This window comes from Streptomyces niveiscabiei, assembly GCF_001419795.1.
Taxonomy (GTDB): Bacteria; Actinomycetota; Actinomycetes; order Streptomycetales; family Streptomycetaceae; genus Streptomyces; species Streptomyces niveiscabiei.
Window position 1 is genome coordinate 1 of record NZ_LIRL01001065.1, and the last position, 7,637, is coordinate 7,637.

Annotated in this window: 9 protein-coding genes; 4 read left to right on the forward strand and 5 right to left on the reverse strand. The window is 71.5% G+C overall.

Annotation, left to right across the window (positions count from 1 at the left end; all coding sequences use genetic code 11):
- The 4 genes from tilS to folE form a co-directional block, all read left to right on the forward strand.
- Positions 1-956: tRNA lysidine(34) synthetase TilS (gene tilS / locus AOK24_RS39775; RefSeq protein WP_055724788.1), on the forward strand; the 956-nt coding region annotated here is incomplete at its 5' end.
- Positions 957-1,007: 51 nt separating this feature from the next.
- Positions 1,008-1,568 carry a hypoxanthine phosphoribosyltransferase gene (hpt, locus tag AOK24_RS39780; RefSeq protein ID WP_055724789.1) on the forward strand — a complete coding sequence of 187 codons (561 nt, stop codon included), beginning with the start codon at positions 1,008-1,010 and terminating at the stop codon, positions 1,566-1,568.
- A gap of 209 nt (positions 1,569-1,777) precedes the next feature.
- Positions 1,778-3,814, forward strand: coding sequence for an ATP-dependent zinc metalloprotease FtsH (gene ftsH, locus AOK24_RS39785; RefSeq protein ID WP_055724790.1), 2,037 nt, complete (start codon positions 1,778-1,780; stop codon positions 3,812-3,814).
- A gap of 136 nt (positions 3,815-3,950) precedes the next feature.
- Positions 3,951-4,556, forward strand: coding sequence for a GTP cyclohydrolase I FolE (gene folE, locus AOK24_RS39790; RefSeq protein ID WP_055724791.1), 606 nt, complete (start codon positions 3,951-3,953; stop codon positions 4,554-4,556).
- 19 nt (positions 4,557-4,575) lie between these two features.
- On the opposite strand, the gene AOK24_RS39795 is transcribed toward folE, so the two are convergent.
- The 5 genes from AOK24_RS39795 to folP all read right to left on the reverse strand — a co-directional run.
- Complete coding sequence (locus AOK24_RS39795) at positions 4,576-5,070, reverse strand: DUF3180 domain-containing protein (RefSeq protein WP_055724792.1); 495 nt, start codon at positions 5,068-5,070, stop codon at positions 4,576-4,578.
- 72 nt (positions 5,071-5,142) lie between these two features.
- Complete coding sequence (gene folK / locus AOK24_RS39800) at positions 5,143-5,739, reverse strand: 2-amino-4-hydroxy-6-hydroxymethyldihydropteridine diphosphokinase (RefSeq protein WP_050370103.1); 597 nt, start codon at positions 5,737-5,739, stop codon at positions 5,143-5,145.
- Positions 5,736-6,095, reverse strand: coding sequence for a dihydroneopterin aldolase (gene folB / locus AOK24_RS39805; RefSeq protein WP_055724793.1), 360 nt, complete (start codon positions 6,093-6,095; stop codon positions 5,736-5,738). The genes folK and folB overlap by 4 nt, the downstream gene beginning before the upstream one ends.
- 280 nt (positions 6,096-6,375) lie before the next feature.
- A complete protein-coding gene (locus AOK24_RS39810) occupies positions 6,376-6,885 on the reverse strand; it encodes a nuclear transport factor 2 family protein (RefSeq protein ID WP_055724794.1) in 510 nt (169 codons plus the stop codon).
- A partial coding sequence (gene folP, locus AOK24_RS39815; protein WP_240554346.1) for a dihydropteroate synthase occupies positions 6,882-7,637 on the reverse strand: 756 nt, incomplete at its 5' end. The genes folP and AOK24_RS39810, both read right to left, overlap by 4 nt.

A 7,637-nucleotide genomic window follows, 5' to 3' on the forward strand; every position in this document is an offset into this window, starting at 1 on the left:
ACGACATCCTGACCGAGAACGACCACCCCGCGCCCCCCTCCTCCCCACCGCTCGTCCTGGTGGCCTGCTCCGGCGGCGCCGACTCCATGGCGCTCGCCTCGGCGCTCTCCTTCGAAGCCCCCCGCCTCGGCCTGCGCGCGGGCGGCGTCACCGTCGACCACGGCCTCCAGACCGGCTCCGCCGAACGCGCGCGCGAGGTCGTCCAGCGACTGCGCGAACTCGGCCTGGACCCCGTCGAGTCGGCCGCCGTCACGGTCGGCCGCGAGGGCGGCCCGGAAGCCGCCGCCCGCGACGCCCGCTACGCCGCCCTGGACGACGCCGCCGTACGCCACGGCGCCACGGCCGTCCTCCTCGGGCACACCCGCGACGACCAGGCCGAGACCGTCCTGCTGGGCCTCGCGCGCGGCTCCGGGATCCGCTCCCTGTCCGGCATGGCCGCGGTCTCGGGGGCCGGCGGCCGTTACCGGCGCCCCTTCCTCCAGCTCGACCGGCAGACCGCCCGCAAGGCGTGCATGGTCCAGTCGCTGCCCGTCTGGGACGACCCGCACAACGCCGACCCCGCCTACACGCGCTCGCGCCTGCGCCACGAGGGCCTGCCCGCCCTGGAGAAGGCCCTCGGCAAGGGCGTCGTCGAGGCGCTCGCCCGCACCGCCCAGCTCTCCCGGGACGACGCCGACGCCCTCGACACCTGGGCACGCCAGGCCGAGACGTCCGTACGGGACGCGGCGGGCCTCCTGGAGTGCGCCAAGCTCTACGCCCTGCCGCCCGCCGTACGCCGCCGCATCCTGCGTACCGCGGCCATCGAGGCGGGCGCACCGGCCGGTTCCCTCTTCGCCCGGCACATCGAGGAGATCGACCGGCTGATCACCGGCTGGCGCGGCCAGAAGGCCATCAACCTGCCGGGCCGGGTCGTCGCCCAGCGGCAGGGTGGCAGACTGGTCATCCGGCAGAGCTGATCCCCGCCCCTCCTCCAGGGGTGGTGGCCGGTGGGACGAGCGACGAAAGTGATGCGGGTGGACGCGAAAGACATGGGTGCCGACCTCCAGCAGGTACTCATCAGCAAGGAAGAGATCGACGCCAAGCTCGTCGAGCTGGCCGCGAAGATCGACGCGGAGTACGCGGGCAAGGACCTGCTCATCGTCGGCGTCCTCAAGGGCGCTGTGATGGTCATGGCCGACCTCGCGCGCGCGCTGTCCACCCCCGTCACGATGGACTGGATGGCGGTGTCCTCGTACGGCGCGGGCACCCAGTCCTCCGGCGTCGTGCGGATCCTCAAGGACCTCGACACCGACATCAAGGGCCGGCACGTCCTCATCGTCGAGGACATCATCGACTCCGGCCTGACCCTGTCGTGGCTGCTGTCCAACCTCGGCTCGCGCGAGCCCGAATCGCTGAAGGTGTGCACGCTGCTGCGCAAGCCCGACGCGGCCAAGGTCGCCATCGACGTCGAGTGGGTCGGCTTCGACATCCCGAACGAGTTCGTCGTCGGATACGGCCTGGACTACGCGGAGAAGTACCGCAACCTGCCGTTCGTCGGTACGCTCGCGCCCCACGTCTACGGCGGCTGAGAAGCAGGCTGAGAAGCCGGCTGGGAAACCCGTACGGCGGGAATACGGCGCGGTCGGGAACCCCGGCGGGATTCGCGCCGTTGGAGCATGCAGACGGCACTGCCGGGTCCTGAGTGCGGCTGTGGCCGCCCAGGCTGGGGTACCGTCGGAAGAACTGTCTTATCAAACTCACTATGGCAGGAGGGACGGGGCGGCACCGCTCCGTGTGGATGGACGTGAAGCGATACTTCCGTGGGCCGGTCATGTGGATCGTGCTGGCCGTCCTTGCCGTGGTCGTGTTGATGCAGGTCGTCGGCTCGTCCGGCGGCTACAAGACGGTGGACACCGGCCAGGTCGTCCAGGCGATCAACGACAACAAGGTCGAGTCGGCCAAGATCACCACAGGTGACGAGCAGACCATCAAGGTCACGCTCAAGTCCGGTGAGAAGATCAAGGGCAGCTCGAAGATCCAGGCGAGCTACATCGGCGACCAGGGCGTGACCATCGCCGGCACGCTACAGAGCAAATACCAGGACAAGCAGATCCCCGACGGGTACACCGTCTCGCCGACCAAGCAGAACGCGTTCGTCGGCATCCTGCTCTCCCTGCTCCCCTTCGTCCTCATCGTCGTCGTCTTCCTGTTCCTGATGAATCAGATGCAGGGCGGCGGCTCCCGGGTGATGAACTTCGGCAAGTCGAAGGCCAAGCTCATCACCAAGGACACCCCGAAGACGACGTTCGCGGACGTCGCGGGATGCGACGAGGCGGTCGAGGAACTGCACGAGATCAAGGAGTTCCTCCAGGAGCCGGCCAAGTTCCAGGCCGTCGGCGCCAAGATCCCCAAGGGCGTGCTCCTCTACGGCCGTCCCGGCACCGGCAAGACGCTCCTCGCGCGCGCCGTCGCCGGCGAGGCGGGCGTCCCCTTCTACTCGATCTCGGGTTCCGACTTCGTCGAGATGTTCGTCGGCGTCGGTGCCTCCCGGGTCCGTGACCTCTTCGAACAGGCCAAGGCGAACGCCCCGGCGATCGTCTTCGTCGACGAGATCGACGCGGTCGGCCGCCACCGCGGCGCCGGCCTCGGCGGCGGTCACGACGAGCGCGAGCAGACGCTCAACCAGCTGCTCGTCGAGATGGACGGCTTCGACGTCAAGGGCGGCGTGATCCTCATCGCCGCGACGAACCGGCCCGACATCCTCGACCCGGCGCTGCTGCGCCCGGGCCGCTTCGACCGGCAGATCGCGGTCGACCCGCCGGACCTCCAGGGCCGTCTGGAGATCCTCAAGGTCCACCAGAAGGGCAAGCCGGTCGCACCGGACGTCGACCTCGCGGCGGTCGCCCGCCGCACCCCGGGCTTCACCGGCGCGGACCTGAGCAACGTCCTCAACGAGGCCGCCCTGCTCACCGCGCGCAGCGACAAGAAGCTCATCGACAACAGCATGCTCGACGAGGCGATCGACCGTGTGGTCGCGGGCCCGCAGAAGCGGACCCGGATCATGTCGGACAAGGAGAAGAAGATCACCGCCTACCACGAGGGCGGACACGCCCTGGTCGCGGCGGCCTCCCCGAACTCCGACCCCGTCCACAAGATCACCATCCTGTCCCGCGGGCGCGCCCTCGGCTACACGATGGTCCTCCCGGACGAGGACAAGTACTCGACCACCCGCAACGAGATGCTCGACCAGCTCGCCTACATGCTGGGCGGTCGCGCGGCCGAGGAACTGGTCTTCCACGACCCGACCACGGGCGCCGCGAACGACATCGAGAAGGCCACGGCCACGGCCCGCGCGATGGTCACCCAGTACGGCATGACCGAGCGGCTCGGCGCCATCAAGTTCGGCGGCGACAACACCGAGCCCTTCCTCGGCCGTGAGATGTCCCACCAGCGCGACTACTCGGAAGAGGTCGCCGCCCTGGTGGACGAAGAGGTCAAGAAGCTCATCGAGAACGCGCACAACGAAGCCTGGGAAATCCTGGTGGAGAACCGCGACGTCCTCGACAACCTCGTCCTCGCGCTGCTGGAGAAGGAGACGCTCGGCAAGGAGGAGATCGCCGAGATCTTCTCCGCGATCCACAAGCGGCCCGCGCGGCCCGCGTGGACCGGCTCCTCCCGCCGTACCCCGTCGACCCGTCCGCCGGTGCTCTCCCCCAAGGAGCTGGCCCTGACGAACGGCGCGAACGGCTCCTCGGCCGCGGCGATCACCGCCAAGGCGTCGGTCGCCGAACCCGCCCCGGCGGTCGAGGCACCCGAGGACCGCACGGACGGCTGACACCGGGCCCGAAATGGATGCCGCACCCCCCAGGACCTAGCCTGGGGGGTGCGGCGTTTTCCAGCCGCAGGGCCCAAGGCCCGCAGCTCAGGCGCGTGACCCAGACGCGCGACCCGCACAGGAACGAGGCAGCCACATGACCGACCCCGTGACGCTGGACGGCGAGGGCACCATCGGCGAGTTCGACGAGAAGCGCGCCGAGACCGCCGTACGCGAACTCCTCATCGCGGTCGGCGAGGACCCCGACCGCGAGGGCCTGAGGGAGACACCGGGGCGGGTGGCGCGGGCGTACCGGGAGATATTCGCGGGGCTGTGGCAGAAGCCGGAGGACGTGCTGACCACGACGTTCGACCTCGGGCACGACGAGATGGTGCTCGTGAAGGACATCGAGGTGATGAGCTCCTGCGAACACCATCTCGTCCCGTTCGTCGGTGTCGCGCACGTCGGGTACATCCCGTCCGCCGACGGCAAGATCACCGGGCTGTCCAAGCTCGCCCGGCTCGTCGACGTCTTCGCGCGCCGGCCGCAGGTGCAGGAGCGGCTCACCACGCAGATCGCCGACTCGCTGATGCAGATCCTGGAGCCGCGCGGGGTGATCGTCGTCGTCGAGTGCGAGCACATGTGCATGACGATGCGGGGGGTGCGCAAGCCGGGGGCGAAGACCATCACGTCGGCCGTGCGCGGCCAGCTGCGGGACCCCGCTACGCGCAACGAGGCGATGAGCCTGATCATGGCCCGCTGAGCGGGCCTCTCCGGGTGCTTCAGGCCGCCGACGGCTGGCCGCCGTTGCCGTTGGTGTGGTCGTCGTCCTCCGGGAGGCGGCAGACGCGTTCCAGGAAGATCGCGGCGACTATGACGGCGATCCCCGCGAGGACGGAGAAGCCGGCGTAGATGGCCTGGTCGCGGCGGGCCGGGATGTCGAGGGACTCCAGGAGGAAGACGCCCACGCCGCCGTAGATGCCGGCGACGAGGGCGGCGACCAGGGCGCTGGCCTGGCCGAAGACGACCGCGCGGGCCGCCATCAGGGGGTCGACGCCCTTCGCGCCGGGGCGGCGCTCGCGCTGGGCCTTCAGGCGGGCGCGCAGGGAGAGCGCGGTGGCCAGCAGGACGGCCGCGATCAGGGCCAGCACGATGGGGGCGGCCAGCGGGACGCTGGGGAGGGTCCCGAGCGAGTTCCAGAGGCGGGCGCCCGCCCAGGACAGGATCGCGGCGACGGCGAACACGCCGGCCAGCACCCTGATGCGCAGCTCTCTCACGGTGTCCCTTCGGCTCCCCCGGGGGTCCGCGGGAGCCTCCCGCGGACGCAGTGTCGTCACCGACCTTAACGACTACGCGGGCAGGTGGAGTTCCAGGTCCGCCCGGGGGACGACACCTTCCCGGCCGACCTCGCCGAGCAGCTCGGCGACCGCGCCGCGGCCCGGCAGCTTGGCGTCCGGATCGACGTCGTACCAGGGGGCCAGCACGAACGCCCGCTCGTGCGCGCGCGGGTGCGGGAGGGTGAGTTTCGGGTCGTCGTCGACGACCTCCGCGTACGTCACGATGTCGACGTCCAGCGTGCGCGCGCCCCAGCGCTCGGCGCGCACCCGGTCGAACGCCTCCTCCACCGCGTGCGCCCGCTCCAGGAGGGACGACGGGGGGAGCGTCGTCTTCAGGACGACCACCGCGTTGAAGTACGACGGCTGGCTCGCCGGGTCGACGCCCCAGGGCTCCGTCTCGTACACCGGCGAGACGGCCTTGATCCGGACGCCCGGGGTGTCCTCCAGGGCGTCCACGGCGCCCTGGAGGGTCTCCAGGCGGTTGCCGAGGTTGGAGCCGAGGGACAGGACGGCCCACTGGGGGTTGTGCAGCGTCGTGTCGGCGGCGTCGACCTTCTCGACGACGGACGCGGGCACCGGCTGGACGGTCGGGTCGGCGGGCGGCCTCATGCGCGGCTCCGGGTGATCGTGACGGTCACGTCGTCGAAGGGGACGGTGATCGGGGCGTCCGGCTTGTGGACGCGGACCTCGACCTCCTCGACCCTGTCGTGCTTCAGGCAGGTCTGCGCGATGCGTTCGGCGAGCGTCTCGATGAGGTTGACCGGCTCGCCCTCGACGACGGCCACGACCTCCTCGGCCACGATGCCGTAGTGCACGGTCTTCGCCAGGTCGTCGTCGGCCGCGGCCGGGCGGGTGTCCAGGCCCAGCACGAGGTCCACGACGAAGGTCTGGCCCTCCTCGCGTTCCTTGGGGAACACCCCGTGGTGCCCGCGGGCCTTCAGGCCGCTGAGCGCGACACGATCCACGCGAATCACTCCTGCAAGTCGTCGGTCGGCGGACGGCCGCCGCCCTGGTCGGGCGGCTCACCGGCCTCGGATGCGAATCTACCCGCGAGCACTGACAGCGCCGGTCCGCGGGGGCCGCGGGGCCGGGCCGGGGCCTCGGGAGCGCTTCACCGACTCCCTTGACGGACCCGGCCGCTGACGGGTCGGTAGCCGCCCCTACCCACGGGTTCGTGATTCCAACCACTTCTTGCTCCCTGTGGGGGGCGTGCGGGGGCGGATCCCGGTCAGGGCCGGATCCAGGTCAGGGCGCCGGCTCGTCGTCCTCCTCGGCCGCGTCGTCGTTCTCCGCGAGCACCGGGGAGGCGTGGTGGGACCACAGCTTCCAGCCGTCCGGGGTGCGCCGGAACACGTTCGTCGCGACGACGACCTGCCCCACCAGCGGTCCCAGCTCCTCCCCGGCGGCCGGTGCGGGGCCGCCGGAGAGGATGTTCTCCGAGCAGGTCACCAGGGCGGTGTCCCCGGTCACCGACACGTGCACGTCCGTGAGGAAGAACTGGATGTAGTCCGTGTTCGCCATGATCAGCGCGTACGAGCGCAGCACCTCGCCGCGCCCGGTCAGCACCGGCCACCCCGGGTGCACGCAGGACACCACCCCGGCGTCCGCCGGGTCGTGGTACTCCTCGTCGACCCCCAGGTCGGACGGGGTCAGCCAGAGCGCCGACACCCCTTCGAAGTCGCCGCGCTCCAGCGCCTCGTAGAACGCCGTGTTGGCGGCCTCGACCTGCTCGACGTCGGTGTGGGGTGCGCTCACCGGTCTCCTTCCGCGGACACGGGGGGTACGGCGGGTACGGCGGGTGTGCGGGGGTGCTGCGCGCGCGGGGCGTCGGTCCTCGGGGCGTGTCCGGTCCGGGCGCCTTCCACCGCGCGCGCGACGCGTACGGCGTCCGCGGTGGCCCGCACCTCGTGCACGCGTACGGCCCAGGCGCCCGCCTGCGCGGCGAGCGCGGAGACCGCCGCCGTCGCCGCGTCGCGCTCGCGCGCGGGGGGCGGGGCGCCCTCGGGGCCGGCCAGGACGCGGCCCAGGAAGCGCTTGCGGGAGGCGGCGACCAGCAGGGGGTGGCCGAGGGTGTGCAGCCGGTCCAGGTGGGCGAGGAGGGTCAGGTCGTGCTCGGCCTCCTTCGAGAAGCCGAGCCCGGGGTCGACGACGATCCGGTCCGGCGCGACGCCGCCCGCGAGAACGGCGTCCACACGCGCGCGCAGTTCGTCCACGACTTCAGCCACGACGTCCTCGTACACGCCGTGGATCGTGGCGCCCTCCAGGAAGCCGCGCCAGTGCATGACGACGAAGGGGGCGTCCGAGGCGGCGAGGACCGGGATCATCGCGGGGTCGGCGAGGCCGCCGCTGACGTCGTTCACCAGGCGCGCGCCCGCGGCGAGGGCCTGCTCGGCGACCGACGCGCGCATGGTGTCCACGGAGACCACGACGCCCTCGGAGGCCAGTCCGCGCACCACCGGGACGACCCGGCGCAGTTCCTCGTCCTCGTCCACCCGGCGCGCGCCGGG

What these genes read in the sequence shown, in the direction of transcription:
- hpt (WP_055724789.1), top strand. Translation starts at nt 1,008, where the DNA reads ATGCGGGTGGACGCGAAAGACATGGGTGCCGACCTCCAGCAGGTACTC.
- ftsH (WP_055724790.1), top strand. Translation starts at nt 1,778, where the DNA reads ATGGACGTGAAGCGATACTTCCGTGGGCCGGTCATGTGGATCGTGCTG.
- folE (WP_055724791.1), top strand. Translation starts at nt 3,951, where the DNA reads ATGACCGACCCCGTGACGCTGGACGGCGAGGGCACCATCGGCGAGTTC.
- folK (WP_050370103.1), bottom strand. Translation starts at nt 5,739, where the DNA reads ATGAGGCCGCCCGCCGACCCGACCGTCCAGCCGGTGCCCGCGTCCGTC.